Source organism: Larkinella humicola, assembly GCF_008727875.1.
Lineage (GTDB): Bacteria > Bacteroidota > Bacteroidia > Cytophagales > Spirosomataceae > Larkinella > Larkinella humicola.
Genome location: NZ_VTWS01000004.1, coordinates 534,287 through 550,983 on the forward strand (window position 1 = coordinate 534,287; position 16,697 = coordinate 550,983).

Here is a 16,697-nt window from a genome sequence, read left to right on the forward strand (position 1 = left end):
AAACCTGTTTAACAAATCAGTCACCATGAGACATTTTTATGTACTTGATTATGAGAGCGCTATTCCTAAATGGGTTCTCTCTGCTTTTTTACTGCTGACCACCCTGGTCGGTTATGCCCAACGTCCGGTTAAAGGACAGGTTATTTCTGAAGACGACCGACAGGGCATTCCCGGGATCAACGTTCTGATTAAAAACACGACCCAGGGTACCGTGACCGATGCTGCCGGTAACTTCCAGATTCAGACGGAATCGAATGCCGTTCTGGTTTTTTCGGGTGTCGGTTTTATTCGGCAGGAAGTGCCGGTCAACGGCAAAAGCCAGTTGGACGTGAAACTGGTGGTAGATAACCGGCAGTTGAATGAGGTCGTCGTGGTTGGGTATGGCACGCAGAAGAAGAGCGATTTGACCGGAGCCGTGAGCTCGCTGGATTCAAAAGAATTCAACAAAGGTGTGCAAACGTCGGTCGATCAGTTGATTGCCGGGCGGGCCGCCGGGGTGCAGATTACGCAGGCCAGCGCGGAACCGGGCGGGGGTGTCACCATCCGCATCCGGGGGGCCAACTCCATCAACGCCAACAACGAACCGCTGTACGTCATCGACGGTTTGCCTATCGACAACTCGCCGGTGGTACCCAACTCGCCGGTGATCACAGACGGTGCGGTGCGCAACCCGCTCAATGCGCTCAATCCGGCGGATATCGAATCGATCGAGATTCTGAAAGATGCCTCAGCCACGGCCATTTACGGCTCGCGGGGTGCCAACGGCGTCATTCTGGTGACCACCAAAAAAGGAACGAAGGGCAAGCTGAAAGTCAATTACAACGCCTACACCGCCTTTCAGAATGTGACCAAAACCATCCCGATGCTGAACACGCACCAGTACATCAGCTTGCTGAACGATATTAAAAAAGACCAGGGACTGGCGCCGGAATTTACGAGCGAACAAATTGCCGCCATCGGCAACGGAACCAACTGGCAGCAGGAAATTTACCGGCCGGGCTACACGCGCAATCACCAGTTGGCCTTTTCGGGCGGGCAGGATAAATTCAACTATTACGCGTCGGTCAATTACTACGATCAGAAGGGCGTCATCATCAGTTCGGGGATCAAAAAATACATTGGCCGCGCCAATCTGACCTACAACGACGACCGGTTTAAGTTTGGGCTGAATCTAAATTCGAGTCTGGTAAAAGACGATTTTGTACCGAACGGCGTCAGCATCAACGAAGGAGCCGGGGTGGTCAATACCGCTATTTTTCAGGACCCAACGTTGCCGATCCGGGACGCGAATGGCAATTATGCCCAGACGCTGATCGTGAACCTCGAAAACCCGGTGGCGCTGGCCAACGAAGTGACGGATGTGGCTGAAACCAACCGCACGTTCGGGAATATTTTTGCCGAATACTTCATTTTGCCCGAACTATCGGTGAAAGTTAATGCCGGAACGGATCGGCAAACCGCCCGTCGCGACAGCTACCTTTCGCGCCAGACCCGGCGCGGCCAGGCCACCAACGGGATTGCCGATGCGCAATCCAGCAGCGCCAGCAATTACCTGCTCGAACTGACAGCGCGGTATAGCAAAACGTTCAGCGACATTCACAAAGTAGAGGTGCTGGGCGGGTATACCTACCAGCAGTTCGAGAACAATTACATCGGAGCCGGTTCACAGAATTTCTCGTCGGATGCGTTGTTATTCAACAACTTAGCCGCTGGTGCCCGCTCGACCTTCGATGTGGCTTCGGGCCGGAACCAGAACCAGCTTCAGTCGTATCTGGGCCGGGTCAATTACAATTTGCTGGATAAATATTTGCTGACGGCTTCGTTCCGGGCCGACGGTTCGTCGCGGTTTGGCGAAAACAACAAATTCGGCTTTTTCCCTTCCGTGGCGCTCGGCTGGCGAATCAAGGAAGAGGATTTCCTGAAACGTGTAGCGGTTCTGTCGGATCTGAAACTGCGCGGAAGCTACGGGTTAACCGGAAATCAGGACATCGGGAGTTACAAATCCCTGGTGTTGCTGGGGCCGCAGGGGAACGCCATTTTCGACGGTGTTTCGTACGTCGGCGTGTCCACCACCCAATTGCCCAATGCCAACCTGAAATGGGAAACCACGGGCCAGCTCGACATCGGTCTTGACTTCGGCTTCTTTGGAAACCGCCTGACGGGTTCGATCGACTATTTCAATAAAAACACCAAAGATCTGCTTTTGCAGCTTCCCGTTCCGCGCACAACCGGTTTTTCGACCACCTTCAAAAATGTAGGCGGCATGAAAAACCAGGGCCTTGAAATCACGCTGAGCACGGTTAACATTCAGAAACCGTTCACCTGGCGGTCGTCGGTCAATTTCTCGCTGATCCGCAACGAAGTGACGGATCTGTCGGGGCTTCCGTACATCCTGCAGGGCGAAGCCGGGTTTTCCAAAGACTTCAGCATCATCAAAAAAGGCGAACCGCTGAACTCGTTTTTCGGCTACGTCATCGACGGGGTTTACCAACTGGGCGACAACATCAAATCGTCTCCGCAGCCGCTGGCCAGCCCCGGCGATTACCGCTACCGGGACGTCAACGGCGACGGACAGATCACGACCGCCGACCGCACGATTCTGGGATCACCGTTTCCGAGCTACACGTTTGGGATCAACAACGACTTCGCCTATGGTCCACTGACGTTCTCGTTCTTTTTGCAGGGCGTTCAGGGCAGCAGCGTTTTCAACCTGAACCGCACTGAATCCGAAAACCCGATCTCGTTCCGCCGTAACCGCCTGGCCGAATCCTACACCGACCGCTGGACGCCCACGAACCCGACCAACGCCAACCCGTCCGGGATTCCGCCGAAGGTGGCGTATGCGACCAACATCAACAGCCGCGCCGTCGAAGATGCTTCGTTCATTCGTCTGAAAACCATTCAGTTGGCGTATAACCTGCCGCTGGCAAAACTGAATTTTATCCGGAGCGCCCAGCTTTATGTGACCGGCCAGAACCTGTTTACGATCACGAACTACACCGGTTCCGACCCTGAAGTGAGCGCATTTGGCACGTCGAACGTCCGGGCGGACTACAATTCGTATCCGCTGACGCGAACGTATACCGTGGGTCTGAATCTTAATTTTTAATCAGTTTGCCCCGTTCCCCTAAAGGACGGTCGGCCGCTGCCGGACTTGGACGCTGACATCCCAGATTTAAAGTCCGGCAGCGGCCGACCGTCCTTTAGGGGAACGGGGCAAATCGAAAGAACTAAATGTCATTCCAAATAGTAAAAATCGCATGAAAAAGATATTCTATTTGCTCATTGTCAGTTTGTTGACCGGCTGCGCAAACCCGCTGGAAGAAGAAGTCTATTCCGCTTTCGGCCCCAATAACTTCTTCCAGAAAGCCGACGATGCGGAAGGCTTGCTGAACTCCGCCTATTCGGTGGAACAACGCCGGGGTTTTCGGAATTATCTGCTGATGGCCGAGGTCAATACCGACCTGTTGATCGACCGGGAAGGCGGTTTGCGGAGTCTGGCGCAACCGTTGGAAGATTTTACCTGGAATGCGTCGCACGAGTTTTTCGAAACCGCCTGGACCCTGCATTACCGGACCATTTACCGCACGAATCTGATTCTGGATCAGGTGCCTGCGATTGTGATGCCTGACGCCCGGAAAGCCCAGATTCTGGCCGAAACCCGGTTTTTACGCGCCAGCGCCTACCAGACGTTGTATGACCTTTTCGGGCCGGTTCCGCTGATCACGAGCAGCACCATCAGCAGCGACGACCGGCCCAGCCGCGCCACCAAAGAAGAGTTTATCGCCTTCGTCGAAACCGAATTCAAAGCCGTTGCTGACGTGTTGCCGGCGGTTTCGACCCAATACGGACGGGCTACGAAAGGGGCCGCGCTGGCTTTGCTGACCCGGTTTCATCTGAACAACAAGAAATGGCAGGAAACGGCCGAAACCGCCAGGAAAGTCATCGATCTGAATGTGTATCAGTTGTTTAATACAACGAATCGGACCAATCTGTTCGATATTGCCAACGAAAAAAACAGCGAGTTTATCTACATTCGTCCCAATCTGGCCCAGCCGGGTTTGGGCGATAATTACATGCCGCACGCGGCCCCGCCGAATTACAAATTCAAAACTGCGCCCAAAACCAATTATGCGACGCAATTGAAAACGTTGACGGCTTTTTACAATACTTTCGACCCGGCTGATCAACGGCGGCAGGCCATCATTACGGAGTACGAGGATGTCAACGGAAAAATTATCAAGCTCGGAACCGATGATGTTCGTAGTTTTAAGTTCAAGGAAGACCTGAGCGCGACCGGCGAGGTGATGGGCAACGATTTTCCGGTGTATCGCTACGCCGATATCCTGCTCAGCCGCGCCGAAGCCCTCAATGAACTGAGCGGCCCGACGCCGGAAGCCATCGACCTGATCAACCAGGTACGGACGAAAGCGGGCGTTGCGTTGTTGAAACTGGGCGATTTTGCCTCCAAAGACGCATTACGGGCGCATTTGCTGAAAGAACGCGGCTGGGAATTTTTCTCGGAAGAACTCCGTCGGCAGGACCTGATCCGGCACGGCAAATTCATCGAATACGCCAAAGCACGCGGGAAAGTCGCTTTCGATTACCAGGTTCTGTTTCCGTTGCCGCAAAGCGAAATCGACCGGAACCCGAGCCTGAAACAGAATGAAGGGTATAAATAAACGACTCACACTCCCTAAAAAAGCCCAAAGGGCTGACATCGCTAGCCCCGGGTAACACCCGGGGGCGCGGGATTGCCGGGGATCGTGAGGATTGTCCGGGGGATCGCGGGATTACCCGGGGATGGCGAGGTTCAACCGGGGATCATGGGATTACCCGGGTGTTACCCGGGGCTAGTGAGGTCAGCCCTTTGGGCTTTTTGTTCGCGTATAGATCTAATTAGAGATGGGTAAATTTTGGATGAAAACCGGGTTGATCATTGGCTTGATAGTACTGGCAATCAGCGGTACGTTCGCCCAAAAACCGACACCGCCCAACATTGTCGTTTTTCTGGTCGATGACATGGGCTGGCAGGATACGTCGGTGCCGTTCTGGAAACAGGTGACGGAGCTGAACCGGCGGTATCGGACGCCCAACATGGAACGGCTGGCGCGGGAAGGGCTGAAGTTTACGAATGCCTACGCCATGCCGGTTTGTACGCCCACCCGCACGAGTCTGCTGAGTGGCGTCAACGCGGCCCACAGCCGGATTACGCACTGGACATCACCTAATAAAGACAAAAACACCGATTACCCGGATACCACGCTGAATCCCGTCGACTGGAATTACAACGGCTTGAGTCCGGTCGCCGGAATTGAACACACGTTTCATGCGACGCCCCTGCCAACGTTGCTGAGTCAAAACGGGTATTACACGATTCACACCGGAAAAGCGCACTTCGGCTCGGCCGGAACGCCCGGTTCTGACCCCAAAAATCTGGGATTTCAGGTGAACATTGCCGGCAGTGAAATCGGTCATCCGGCCAGTTATCTGGGAACCGACAATTACGACCGGCCCGGCAATGGGAAGCCCAACCGCAACGCCGTTCCGGGCCTGGAAGCCTACCACGGCAAAGACGTTTTCCTGAGCGAGGCATTGACCCGCGAAGCCATCAAAGCCGTGGAGGTGCCGATTCAGAAAAAACAGCCGTTCTTTCTCTATTTCGGCCACTATGCCGTTCATACGCCGATTATGGCCGACAAGCGGTTTATTGACAAGTACCTGAAAGCCGGTCTGGACAGCACCGAAGCCAAGTATGCGTCGCTGGTGGAAGGCATGGACAAAAGCCTGGGTGACCTGCTGAATTTTCTGGACGAACGCAAGCTTACGGACAATACCGTGGTGATTTTTATGTCCGACAACGGCGGTTTGAGTACCACGCCGTTGCGGGGTGGTCAAGAACACACGCACAACCTGCCGTTGCGAGCCGGAAAAGGGTCGGTCTATGAAGGCGGTATTCGCGAGCCGATGCTGGTGCGCTGGCCGGGCGTGGTCAAACCGGGTGGAGTGTCGGAGCAGTATATCATTGTCGAAGACTTTTTTCCGACCATTCTGGACATTGCCGGGGTGAAAAAACCGAAGGTTGTGCAGCCGATTGATGGAAAATCGTTTCTGCCGCTGCTGAAAAATCCGGCGGTGAACGACACGACGCGGGCGCTCGTCTGGCACCACCCCAACCGCTGGATTCCGGCCGAAGGGCCAATGCTGCACTGGGCGAGCGGGATTCGGCAGGGCGACTGGAAACTGGTGTATGACCATCGCACTGCGGCCCTGGAATTGTATAACCTGAAAAGCGATATTGGCGAACAACAAAATTTGGCGACAGCACATCCCGATAAAGTAAAACAGCTCGCTTTGTTGCTTACTAAACAATTAAAGACCTGGAACGCGCAGATGCCGACGTTCAAAAAAACCGGTAAAGCGGTGGCATGGCCGGAAGAGGTAATTCCGTGAACGGTTTACGGCAAGTTACTCCGTTTTGTTGGAATGCGTCAGCCAACTGTATACCGAAAACCGTAAACTACAATTAACTAGGAATCAAAAAGTAACGATAATGAATTTAAAAATTGGAGTAGGAATTCTCGTGGTCATTTCGGCACTGGCGGCCGTGTTGGTGGTGATTCCGGGGTATTCGCCGAAGGAACCGGAAACCGTTCAGGCAACCCGGCCTAATGTGATTTTTATCTTTTCCGACGACCACGCTTACCAGGCCATCAGCGCCTACGGCAGCAAACTTGCCAAAACGCCCAACATCGATCGGATTGCACGGGAAGGAGCGATTCTGCACAACAACGTCGTCACCAATTCCATTTGCGGACCCAGCCGGGCCACGCTTCTGACCGGGAAATACAGCCACCTCAACGGCTATAAGGTCAACGAGCGGAAGTTTGAAATCAACCAGCCGGTTTTTCCGGAAGAGTTGCAGAAGAACGGCTACCAAACCGCCTGGGTAGGCAAAATGCACCTGGGCAGTTTGCCCCACGGGTTCAATTACCTGAACGTGCTGCCGGGGCAGGGGCATTATTATGGCCCAACATTCATCAATTCCAACGGCGATACAACCCGATATCCGGGCTATGTGACCAACGTCGTGACGAAACTTTCGCTGGACTGGCTCAACCAGCGGGATACGTCCAAACCGTTCTTTCTGGTGGTAGGACACAAGGCAACACACCGCGAATGGTTGCCCGATTTGCAGGATCTGGGGGCGTATGACCAAGTGAATTTTCCGCTGCCCGCGACGTTTTATGACAACTACGAAGGCCGGGAAGCCGCCAAGAATCAGGACATGACCATCGACAAAACGATGCGGTTGAAGGAAGACCTGAAAGTACACGCGGATTACGAGAAAAATGGCACTTATAACCGGTTTTCGCCCGCCGAGAAAAAAGCGTTTTACGCGTATTACGAGAACAAAATCAGCAGGGAATTTGACGAGAAAAAGCTGAGCGGAAAAGCCCTGGTCGAGTGGAAATTCCAGCGGTATCTGCGGGATTATCTGGCGACGGCCAACTCGCTGGATCGCAACATCGGTGAACTGCTGGCGTATCTGGATAAATCGGGTCTGGCCAAAAATACCGTCGTCATTTATGCCTCCGATCAGGGTTTTTATCTGGGCGAACACGGCTGGTTCGACAAGCGGTTTATTTACGAACAGTCGCTGAAAACGCCGTTTGTGATTCGCTATCCGGGCGTGATCAAGCCGGGTACGCAGGTGAACGAGCTGATTTCCAACATCGACTGGGCACCCACTCTGCTGAACCTGACCGGAACGGCCATTCCGAAAGAAATCCAGGGCGAGTCGTTTCTGCCGTTGCTGACCGGGAAAAAAGTGGCCTGGCGCAAGGATGCATATTACCATTACTACGAATATCCGCAGCCGCACCACGTCTATCCGCACATCGGATTGCGGGGAGAACAGTACAAACTGGTGCGGTTTTACGGGCCGAAAGATTACTGGGAACTGTTTGATCTGAAAAAAGATCCGCAGGAACTTCGGAACATCTACGGCGTTAAAGGGTATGAAGCGATCACCGCTGACCTGAAAGCGAGACTCAAAGACCAAATCCGGAAATACAAGGATGATGAAGCACTCAAAATTGTGGAAAGTGGGTTGTAAAATGATACCCCCCATCCCCCTAAAGGGGGCTTCAACTCAGTGTGCAAAGCCCCCTTTAGGGGGATGGGGGGTATTTGTGGTGCTGGCTGGGTTCTTACTCAGTTGTAACTCGCAGAATCAATCGGCAGAAGAAGCCGCAAAACTCGACAGTGCTGCACACTGCGTGGCGAAGGGAATGCCGTCGCGGTCGGCAGCTGTTCGGCAGGCGGCTTCCGTAACGGCGTCGGGCGAAAATAGCACGGATGACATGGTGTTGATTCCCGGCGGTTCGTTTCAGATGGGTTCCGATGAATTTCCCGATTCGCGTCCGCTGCATACCGTAAAGGTCAACGGGTTTTGGATGGACAAGCACGAGGTCACCAATGCCGAATTTGCCCGGTTTGTGGAAGCAACCAAGTACGTAACCGTAGCCGAACGACCGTTGAATCCGAAGGATTACCCCGGTGTTCCGGCGGATAAACTGGTGCCGGGATCGGCGGTTTTTACGCCACCAAATCAGGCGGTTTCACTCGAAAATCCACTGGTTTGGTGGCAGTATGTCGCCGGAGCCAGCTGGAAGAAACCGGCCGGACCGCAGAGTGATTTGAAAGGGCGCGAAAACCAGCCGGTGGTACACGTTTGCTACGAAGATGCCGCTGCCTATGCGAAATGGGCCGGCAAGCGACTGCCGACCGAAGCTGAATGGGAGTTTGCCGCGCAGGGCGGCAAAGGCAACCGGAAATACTACTGGGGTGAAGAACTGAAACCGGCGGGCAAATGGGTGGCCAATATTTACCAGGGTAATTTCCCGAATCAGAACACGACGGACGACGGTTTTGCCGGGATTGCGCCGGTTCAGACGTTTCCGGCCAATCCGTACGGCCTATATGACATGGACGGTAACGTCTGGGAATGGTGTCAGGATTTGTATCGCCCTGATTATTACCGAAATAGTCCGAAAGAAAACCCCAAAGGCCCAACCGATAGCTATGATCCCGACGAACCGGGCGCGGTCAAATACGTCCAGCGGGGCGGTTCGTTCCTGTGCAGCGATCAGTATTGCATCCGCTACAAAGCCGGGAGCCGGGGCAAGGGCGAAGTGAGCAGCGGGAGCGACAACCTGGGCTTTCGGTGTGTGCGGGATCAGTAACCAACCCCGTTTTCTTTTTTCCTTGTTTTGCGATGAAATGGATCACCCGCGAACGGCCAAAAATTGACCGCATTGCCTGTCCCTGGCTCATCAGGCGGTTTATCGACCCCGAAGCCGAGATTATTTTTGTGCCTGATTCGCAGGTGAAATTGCAGGCAGAAACGCTCCAGGCCATTCCGTTCGACATTCCCGGCGTCGAGTTTACGCACTACGAAAACCAGTGCACGTTCGACTATTTTCTGAAAAAATACGACTTGAAAGACCCGGCCCTGCACGTCATGGCGCCCATTATTCGGGGAGCCGATACCGACGACCATGCCGCGGCCAGCCAGTCGGCCGGTTTATGGGCCATTTCGGCGGGCATGGCGTTTCTGATCCGGGACGATTACGAACTGCTGGAAAGAGGGATGTTCATCTACGATTCACTCTACACGTGGGCCACTTATCTGCCGCAGATGAAACACGTCCAGAGCCCGACGGAGCACCTGCTTTTGCAAATTTACCGGACCTACCTGACCCAAAAAGGCGAGAAAAAAACGAAAGTCCCCGCCTGGACCGCCGAACTGCGGAATATGATTCAGAATCACATCGATACCAATCTGAGTTTGAATCTGAAAACCGTTTCCGAAGATTTGAACATCAATCCGACGTATTTGTCACGGGAGTTTTCCCGGTATTTCGATGACCTCTCGTTCGGTGAGTACATCCGCAAACTCCGGATCGAAAAAGCGATTCAACTGCTCGACACCTCCACCCATTCCCTTTCTGAAATTGGGTACCTGACCGGTTTTTCGGACCAGAGCCATTTTACCCGCATTTTCCGGCAGCATACCGGAAAAAGTCCTTCTGAATTCCGGAAAAATCTCGCCAAACGTAAAGCCGATCCCAAAGGTTAATTCTGTTCTATTTTGCCAGCGCAGGACTTTCTAGCATTGCAGTGAGGATGCCCGTCGATGAGTCGGGTGTCGGTATGTTTCACCAAAATGCGTTGATTGTCGTGTTCTTTTTTAGGAGAATTGCTTTTCTAAGCTTGCTTAGTTTGGGATTGGCCGGTGTATCGAAAACCGCTATTGCCCAGGAAACCCCGCCCGTTTATCCCCGAATCGCCGGGTATGTCGGCATTCTGCATCCTTTGGTAACGTTCAGCGGGGAAGAAACCGTCACCAATTTCGATACCTATTACATCGTGGGTCTGCCAACCGGAATCAACATCTGGAAAAGCCCGAAAATTGGTTTTTCGGTTGAAATTGTGCCCTTAATCCGGGCCGAGAACGGGACCAGTAAAGTCGCGAATCTGTTGTTCCATCCCGGCGTTTTGGTGAGTCTGGGACACGGTTTTACGCTGGCAGGGCGGGCGGCTTTCGAAACCGCCGGGCGCTACGGTTTTACGCCGGTGTTGAACAAGATCGTCAAAAAGAACAAAAACAGCGGGTATTTCGTGGCCGTTCCGGTGCCGGTGCGGTTTGGCAACAACCATCCCACCAGCGTCACCATCGGTTTTCAGTTTGGCATCAGCTTCTGAACCGCTTATTCAGCCGGTTTTACCTCCTTCACCATCTGCGCCGTAATCAGTTTTTTGTCGGACGAATTCCCCCACGAATTCAGGATGTAATTCATCACATCGGCCACTTCCTGTTCATCCAGACCGGGTTCCGGCATCATATTGTCGTACGTAACCCCATTCACCTGAATCGGTCCCTGCAAGCCAAATTTGATGGCCTGAATGGCTTTTAAGGGCGTTTTGAGTACGTAATCGGATTTTGCCAGGGGCGGAAACGTCTCGACCACGCCCTCGCCTTTGGCCATGTGGCAATTGATGCAATTTCCGGCATAGAGCGTTTTGCCCCGCGCTATACTTTTTTCCAGCTCATTTTCCGGATCAGGCAGCATGGCGGAACAAAAAACAAGGCCTGAAAGCAGCAGAAGCAGCGGTTTTATCATGGTAAAAAGGTCGAAATTCTATAAAGGAAATTTTCGGGTAGTATTACTCGCAACACGAACTGGTTAACGGGATAATCCGGTTGCAAGTTCACGGATACCCTTTTCTCTAAAACCGAAGGCGGATTCTACGCACAGCCGTATCGGACTCTCTCTCTGTGCTTTATGGGTATACTGCCCTTTCAGAAAGCTTCCCTGCTTTTTTAAATACAAGTAAAAAAAGGAATGGCTCAATTATTGCCTCCGACTATCCGTAATTGGTCGTGCATGATGGGCCGTAGAGGCTCTTAGTGCATCCGGTTTTATCTACTCAACGTAATTTTATGAATTCAACATTTTACCACCTGAAGAGGCTGGCTTTCGTGTCGGCACTCTTGCTTTTCCATCTGCATGCCTGGGCTCAGCTCAGCCTGACTTCCCCCCTCAACCGCATCGTTTACCAGCGTAATCAGAGCAACAAGGCGGCTATTCCGATCCGCGGCAACTGGCCCGCCAACACCACGCGGATCGATGCCAGAGCCGTTGCCCGGAATGGGCAAGGCCAGACGACCGGCTGGTTTACCATTGCGACCAGCGCCCAGGACGGGCAGTTTCAGGGAAGTTTGCCAGCCGCCGGGGGGTGGTATACCCTGGAGGTGCGCGCCATGGCCGGCAGCACGCCGGTCGGCACTGCCAGCATCGAACGGGTCGGCGTCGGCGAGGTGTTCGTGGTGGCCGGTCATTCTGTTGCCCAGGGACAGGAGAACAACCTGGCCGGCAGCGACGACGATCGGGTCAATACGGTACCGGTTTTTCCGGGAACTCCCGCCTATGCGTCCTATGAAAGTACGGCCAACCAGGTCTATCTTCCCCGGAGTTTTGGCCTCTATGAATCAGGCGTAACGCCCGCTCCCTTTGCGCACGGTACCTATTTCTGGGCCAAAATGGGGCAGTACCTGACGCAGCGTCTGAATGTTCCCGTTCTGCTTTTCAATGCGGCCTATGGGGGAACCAGCCTGGAACACTGGGCGAAATCCGCCCTTGGGCAGTCATTTGAACATCCGTTCGTCAACTCGTCCATCCGAATGCCCTACATCAACGTCAAGAATGCGCTGCAGGTCTATTGCAGCCAAACGGGCATCCGCGGTATTCTTTCCGACCAGGGGCAAAACGACTGGAACAATACCAATGAAGACCAGGTGTTGCACTACTACCAGACCTGGGTTAATCAGGCCCGTTCCGACATCGGTTTTCCGTCGCTGGCCGTGGTGGTGAACCGGCAGACGCCCTACAAGAAATATTCCGTGATCCGGCGCGCTCAGGAGCGAATGATTCAAACGCAAAACTGTTTTCCCGGCCCTGATTACGACCAGCTTACGTCGAACGACCGGGCCGATGGGGTTCACCTGACATTAGCGGGTGCGGCAAAAGCCGCCCAATACTGGTCAACTGCGCTGAACGATGCCTTTTTCGCGAATTCGACTCCGTATGTGTTGTCTGCCCTTTCTACGGCGCAACCGGTTGAAGAAATTCCAACGGAAAACCCACCGGTTACGGGCAACTTCGACGGGTATCTGACGCAGGAAGTCAGTTGCAACACGCTGTCGGGCTGGGTGTATGACCGCAACAAACCCAACAACACGTTTACGGTGGAATTCTTCGACGGCCCTTCCATTGCCGACGGCACGCTGATCGGTTCCATTCTGGCCAGCGACTTCCGGCAGCATTTGAAAGATGCGGGCAAGGGCAATGGGGAACACTGGTATGATTTTCCGATCCCTGCCGGACTGAAAGATGGACAAAACCACCGCATCTGGGCGCGGGTGCAGGGTTCTACGTTCGTTTTGAAGTGGGCTCCCAAAACCATCAACTGTGCGGGAACCAGCGTTCCCCCCGCGAATCAGCTCCCTGTTCCGCCTTCGGTTTCTGCCCTGGCCGCAACCATCAATGCCGGGTTTATAACGAATCCGCTGGCGGTGTTCACAGACCCGGAAAACACACCCCTGACGTATGCGCTGACGGGCTTGCCCGCCGGACTGGATTTTGACAGCGGTACGCGGGTAATATCCGGGACACCGACCACGGCCGGTACGTTTGAACTGACCTACTCGGCGACCGATCAGGCAGGGGGAAAAAGCAGTATCAACGTTTCGCTGGTGGTCAATCCTGCGCCCCAACCCACTAATCAGCCGCCGGTGGCACCCCCGGTTTTTGCGTTGACCGCAACGGCCAACGTGGTGTATGCTCCGGCCGCACTGCCCGTTTTCACGGATCCAGAGAACAATCCGCTGACGTATGGGCTGACGGGACTGCCGTCGGGTCTGTCCTTTGATGCGGGCAACCGGACAATTTCCGGAATACCGACGCAGCAGGGTAACTTTCCGCTGGTTTACACGGCCAGTGATGGAAATGGGCAAACCCGCCTGACGATTACGCTGACGGTAGCCGGGGGAACACCACCCGTTGTTACGGGCAACTTCGACGGGTATCTGACGCAGGAAGCCAACTGCATCACGCTGTCGGGCTGGGTGTATGACCGCAACAAACCCAACAACACGTTTACGGTGGAATTCTTCGACGGCCCTTCCATTGCCGACGGCACGCTGATCGGTTCCATTCTGGCCAGCGACTTCCGGCAGCATTTGAAAGATGCGGGCAAGGGCAATGGGGAACACTGGTATGATTTTCCGATCCCTGCCGGACTGAAAGATGGACAAAACCACCGCATCTGGGCGCGGGTGCAGGGTTCTACGTTTGTTTTGAAGTGGGCTCCCAAAACCATCAACTGTGCGGGAACCAGCGTCCCTCCCGCAAATCAGCCCCCGGTGGCTCCGGCGGTTTCGGCGCTGACTGCCACGGCCAACACGGCGTATGCTTCCGCAGCCTTACCCGCATTTACCGATGCCAACCAGGACCCGCTGACGTATGCGCTGACGGGATTGCCCGCCGGACTGGGTTTCAACAGCGGTTCGCGGGTAATCAGTGGCACGACAACCAGCCAGGGGACCTTCAGTCTGACGTATTCGGCGACCGACAGCAAGAGTGATGCCGTAGCAACTACCGTTACGCTGACGGTCAACGCCGGTGGAAGCGGCCCGGTCGATCCTCCGCCGACCAGCGGAGGCAGTGGTGCGGGCAACTACGAGGGCTATCTGGATGTGGTCAGTTGCACCGGCATCCGGGGCTGGATTTGGGACCGCAACCGGCCGAATACACCCATTACCGTGGAGTTCATGGATGGGACGACGGTAATCGGTCGCACCGACGCCAATATTTTCCGCCAGGATTTGCAAGCTGCTGGTAAGGGCAACGGGGCGCATGGCTATAGTTTCGATGTACCGGTTTCGCTGAAAGATGGCCAGTCCCACGTCATCAGTGGTCGGGTGCCGGGAAGCAATTTTACGTTGAAGTGGTCGCCCAAAACCCTCACCTGCCCCAACGGAGGTCGGCAAGGGGTTGAAAGTGCCGAAACAAGTCTGGAGCTAAGCGTGAGCCCTAACCCTAGTCCGGGCCTGGTCGAAATCCGATACCGGGTTATTTCCGAACAGCGGGCTGATTTGCAGATTGTTGATCCGATGGGTCGAACCGTCTGGCAGAAATCGGTGACGGGAACGGGTCAAATCGAGCGCGAAGCCGTCGATCTGCGTTCATCAGGAACGACGCTGTATCTGATTCAGTTGAAAACGAACCAGCAAAACCTGACCAAACGCCTGCTGATGAGCCGGTAAGGGAGCGCGAATTAATGGACTAAAAAAACCGGCCTGCTTGCAGACCGGTTTTTTTTTAGGAATGCTCTTCCAACGGTTTTTCAGCGTCGGCCGCTTTCAAAACCGCTCCCAGAACCCCCGGAAATTTAGCTTCAATTTCCGTCAGCCGCAGCGAGGTCAGGCTTTGGGTGCCTTCCGTCCGAATGCGAACGACGCCCGCTTCGCGCAGAACCCGCAGGTGGTGCGACATGGTGGATTTGGCCACCGGCGTGGGAATCGCTCCACAGGGTTGCTCGCACATCCGGGTCGCCAAACACTGGACAAAGTTCAGGCGGACGGGATCGCTGAGTGCGTGTAGTAAGCCCGTTAGCGTGATTTGGTCAACGGTAGGGTGCTGATACGGTTTCATTTGAGTCTTTCCATTTCTTGCCGGTAGCCGCTGAAAAAAAAGAGTAGCTACATGAATCGATACTACAACGACGAAGGGCGGATAAAAAATTCAATTCTTTTTCAGAATCATGGAACCGATTTCGTTAGCCGTATTGTTCGACATCCATAGAACAATAAAGTTCGATAGTTATAAAACATTGGAACGATAAGGACAACCTCTATGGAATCTCAACAATCAACCATTCGCACAACGTCACTCATGATCGGGATCATTGTCCTGACGGTGGCCTTTTTTGTGTTTACGCCCAAACTATTCTCGAACAAAGCCGAACCGATCAAAAAACAGGCCGTTAGTTCGGCACTCGCCAACGATCCACGGATCATGGTGGATATTTTCGTGGTAAAACCGGAACTCGTGACGGACGAACTACAAACCACCGGTACCATTGCCGCCAACCAGGAAGTCGATCTGGTGAGTGAAGTGGCCCGCAAACTCACGCGAATGTATGTCCGCGAAGGCAGTTTTGTTCAGCAGGGTGCCCTCCTTTTTAAATTGGACGATGCGGATTTGCTGGCAAAAAAGAAAAAAATCGCGCTTCAGGAGAAACTGGCCCGCATCGATGAAAAACGGTTTCGCGAGTTGCTGGCCACCGAAGCCGTCAATCAGCAGGAATACGACCAGATTTTGACAAACCTGAACGTTTTGCAGGCCGAAATGGCGATGGTGGACGTCGATCTGGCCAAAACCGAAATCCGCGCGCCATTTTCCGGCAAACTGGGTCTGAACAAAGTCGATGTCGGCGCGTATGTGACGCCCTCGACGGTTTTAACGTCGCTCAACGATGTGAGTCAGGTCGAAGTGGCGTTCACCATTCCCGAAAAATACGCTTCTGCCGTTCGGATTGGCCAGCCAATTCAGTTTACGACCGAAAACAGCAGCCAGCCTTTCCACGGAAAAGTCGTCGCCACCGAACCCAAAACGGATCTGAACACGCGGAGTTTGCTGGTGAAAGCCATCAGTGCCAACAAGGGTGGCAAGCTCATCCCGGGTTCGTCGGCCAAAATCGCCTTTACGCTGCACACCACCAACGACGGCATTCTGATTCCGACGCAGGCCCTGATTCCCAGTGCCAAAGGCTATTCGCTGTTTGCGCTCAAAAACGGCAAAGCCGACCAGCGGGAACTGAAAACCGGCAACCGGACCAAAGGAACCGTTCAGATTCTGGAAGGATTGTCGCTGGGTGATACGGTTTTGACCACCAACCTGCTGCGTCTGGAACCGGGTGTGCCGGTGAAAGCTGCCGGTTTGAATTAACAAAATCGAACCAGGAATTGAATTGCCAATGCTGCTCCGGAGGAGCATACTGTTAATAGAGAAGTCAATCACCGAACGGATACAAGCCCCGGCGGGGCGGCCTCAACACCTGAAAATAGG

At 54.0% G+C, this 16,697-nt stretch carries 11 protein-coding genes; 9 read left to right on the plus strand and 2 right to left on the minus strand.

The features are described from left to right. Positions 1–25: 25 nt before the first annotated feature. From F0P93_RS18200 to F0P93_RS18230, 7 genes are all read left to right on the plus strand, one after another. Complete coding sequence (locus F0P93_RS18200; RefSeq protein ID WP_150878428.1) at positions 26–3,109, plus strand: SusC/RagA family TonB-linked outer membrane protein; 3,084 nt, start codon at positions 26–28, stop codon at positions 3,107–3,109. A 151-nt stretch (positions 3,110–3,260) separates the two neighbouring features. Then, entirely contained in the window at positions 3,261–4,682 is a 1,422-nt protein-coding gene (locus F0P93_RS18205; RefSeq protein WP_150878430.1) for a RagB/SusD family nutrient uptake outer membrane protein, read from the plus strand. Between the two features lie 223 nt (positions 4,683–4,905). Continuing rightward, positions 4,906–6,453, plus strand: coding sequence for a sulfatase (locus F0P93_RS18210; RefSeq protein WP_225309538.1), 1,548 nt, complete (start codon positions 4,906–4,908; stop codon positions 6,451–6,453). Between the two features lie 100 nt (positions 6,454–6,553). Continuing rightward, positions 6,554–8,119: a sulfatase family protein gene (locus F0P93_RS18215; RefSeq protein ID WP_150878432.1), complete on the plus strand. Its 1,566-nt coding sequence runs from the start codon at positions 6,554–6,556 to the stop codon at positions 8,117–8,119. 79 nt (positions 8,120–8,198) lie between these two features. Then, positions 8,199–9,248, plus strand: coding sequence for a formylglycine-generating enzyme family protein (locus F0P93_RS18220; RefSeq protein ID WP_225309539.1), 1,050 nt, complete (start codon positions 8,199–8,201; stop codon positions 9,246–9,248). 32 nt (positions 9,249–9,280) lie between these two features. After that, positions 9,281–10,144 carry a chromate resistance protein ChrB domain-containing protein gene (locus tag F0P93_RS18225; RefSeq protein ID WP_150878436.1) on the plus strand — a complete coding sequence of 288 codons (864 nt, stop codon included), beginning with the start codon at positions 9,281–9,283 and terminating at the stop codon, positions 10,142–10,144. Between the two features lie 47 nt (positions 10,145–10,191). Next, positions 10,192–10,770: a hypothetical protein gene (locus tag F0P93_RS18230; RefSeq protein ID WP_225309540.1), complete on the plus strand. Its 579-nt coding sequence runs from the start codon at positions 10,192–10,194 to the stop codon at positions 10,768–10,770. A 5-nt stretch (positions 10,771–10,775) separates the two neighbouring features. Here the strand turns inward: F0P93_RS18230 and F0P93_RS18235 are convergent, their stop codons facing one another. Further along, positions 10,776–11,189, minus strand: a complete 414-nt coding sequence (locus tag F0P93_RS18235; RefSeq protein ID WP_225309541.1) for a c-type cytochrome — start codon at positions 11,187–11,189, stop codon at positions 10,776–10,778. A gap of 320 nt (positions 11,190–11,509) precedes the next feature. Between F0P93_RS18235 and F0P93_RS18240 the strand changes: the two genes are divergently transcribed. Then, on the plus strand, positions 11,510–14,893 hold the full coding sequence (locus F0P93_RS18240; RefSeq protein WP_150878438.1) for a putative Ig domain-containing protein: 3,384 nt from the start codon (positions 11,510–11,512) through the stop codon (positions 14,891–14,893). A gap of 55 nt (positions 14,894–14,948) precedes the next feature. On the opposite strand, the gene F0P93_RS18245 is transcribed toward F0P93_RS18240, so the two are convergent. Beyond that, positions 14,949–15,281 carry an ArsR/SmtB family transcription factor gene (locus F0P93_RS18245; protein ID WP_150878440.1) on the minus strand — a complete coding sequence of 111 codons (333 nt, stop codon included), beginning with the start codon at positions 15,279–15,281 and terminating at the stop codon, positions 14,949–14,951. 201 nt (positions 15,282–15,482) lie between these two features. On the opposite strand from F0P93_RS18245, the gene F0P93_RS18250 reads away from it, so the two are divergent. After that, positions 15,483–16,577 carry an efflux RND transporter periplasmic adaptor subunit gene (locus tag F0P93_RS18250; protein WP_150878442.1) on the plus strand — a complete coding sequence of 365 codons (1,095 nt, stop codon included), beginning with the start codon at positions 15,483–15,485 and terminating at the stop codon, positions 16,575–16,577. Positions 16,578–16,697: the final 120 nt, after the last annotated feature.

What these genes read in the sequence shown, in the direction of transcription:
- F0P93_RS18245 (WP_150878440.1), bottom strand. Translation starts at nt 15,281, where the DNA reads ATGAAACCGTATCAGCACCCTACCGTTGACCAAATCACGCTAACGGGC.
- F0P93_RS18230 (WP_225309540.1), top strand. Translation starts at nt 10,192, where the DNA reads ATGCCCGTCGATGAGTCGGGTGTCGGTATGTTTCACCAAAATGCGTTG.
- F0P93_RS18225 (WP_150878436.1), top strand. Translation starts at nt 9,281, where the DNA reads ATGAAATGGATCACCCGCGAACGGCCAAAAATTGACCGCATTGCCTGT.
- F0P93_RS18235 (WP_225309541.1), bottom strand. Translation starts at nt 11,189, where the DNA reads ATGATAAAACCGCTGCTTCTGCTGCTTTCAGGCCTTGTTTTTTGTTCC.
- F0P93_RS18250 (WP_150878442.1), top strand. Translation starts at nt 15,483, where the DNA reads ATGGAATCTCAACAATCAACCATTCGCACAACGTCACTCATGATCGGG.
- F0P93_RS18210 (WP_225309538.1), top strand. Translation starts at nt 4,906, where the DNA reads ATGGGTAAATTTTGGATGAAAACCGGGTTGATCATTGGCTTGATAGTA.
- F0P93_RS18205 (WP_150878430.1), top strand. Translation starts at nt 3,261, where the DNA reads ATGAAAAAGATATTCTATTTGCTCATTGTCAGTTTGTTGACCGGCTGC.
- F0P93_RS18215 (WP_150878432.1), top strand. Translation starts at nt 6,554, where the DNA reads ATGAATTTAAAAATTGGAGTAGGAATTCTCGTGGTCATTTCGGCACTG.
- F0P93_RS18240 (WP_150878438.1), top strand. Translation starts at nt 11,510, where the DNA reads ATGAATTCAACATTTTACCACCTGAAGAGGCTGGCTTTCGTGTCGGCA.
- F0P93_RS18200 (WP_150878428.1), top strand. Translation starts at nt 26, where the DNA reads ATGAGACATTTTTATGTACTTGATTATGAGAGCGCTATTCCTAAATGG.